Origin of the sequence: Deinococcus aquiradiocola, from assembly GCF_014646915.1 — a bacterium.
GTDB lineage: Bacteria > Deinococcota > Deinococci > Deinococcales > Deinococcaceae > Deinococcus > Deinococcus aquiradiocola.
Window position 1 is genome coordinate 1 of record NZ_BMOE01000002.1, and the last position, 710, is coordinate 710.

General features: G+C 71.3%; 1 protein-coding gene. It reads right to left on the reverse strand.

What is annotated here, in order from left to right:
- Nucleotides 1–710, reverse strand: a 710-nt coding sequence (locus IEY33_RS03975; protein WP_229670750.1) for an Ig-like domain-containing protein, incomplete at both ends; no start/stop codon positions are given.

The following is a 710-nucleotide window of genomic DNA, read 5'->3' on the forward strand; positions in this document are numbered from 1 at the left end:
AGGGTGTACGACACGGTCTCCCCGGGCCGGAAGTACGCCGGGCCCGCCTTCGTGATCGCCAGGTCCACGCTCGCCGGCACCGCGACCGAGATGGTGGCGACGTTGCTGGTCGCGCCCTGGTTGTCCTGCACGGTGTACGTGACGCTGCTCGTCCCGGTCGTGAACCCGGGCGCGGGCGTGAACGTGACGTTCCCGGCGTTGTCCACCGTGAACGTGCCCTTCCCCGGGTCGGTGAACGTCGTCTGCCGACCCGGCGTGGCCGGGTCGAGGTCCACTGTCGCGGCGTTCACCGTGCCGGGCGCGGTGTCGGTGTCGTTCCCCGTCACGCTGAACGTCACGCTCACGCCCGGATCGGTGCTGCTGGCGTCGTTCACCGCCACCGGGGGCCGGTTCACGGGAATCGTGTACGTGGCCGCCGCGCTCGTGGCCCCGTTGTCGTCCGTCACGGTGTACTGGAAGGTCGCGTTGCCGTCGAAGGCGGGGTTGGGCGTGAACGTCAGGTTGGCAGGCGCGCAGCTGCTCGGCACGCTGGCGATCGCCGTTCCGCTGCACGACAGGGTGCCCATGGCGGCCGTCGGCAGGGTCGTCACGGTGTACGTGACGACCGTCCCGTCAGCGTCGGTGCCGCTCAGGCCCGGCGTGAGGCTCACCGCGCCCGCCGTGCTCGTCACGACGGCGTTCGTGACGTTCGCGGCCACCGGCGGCTGGTT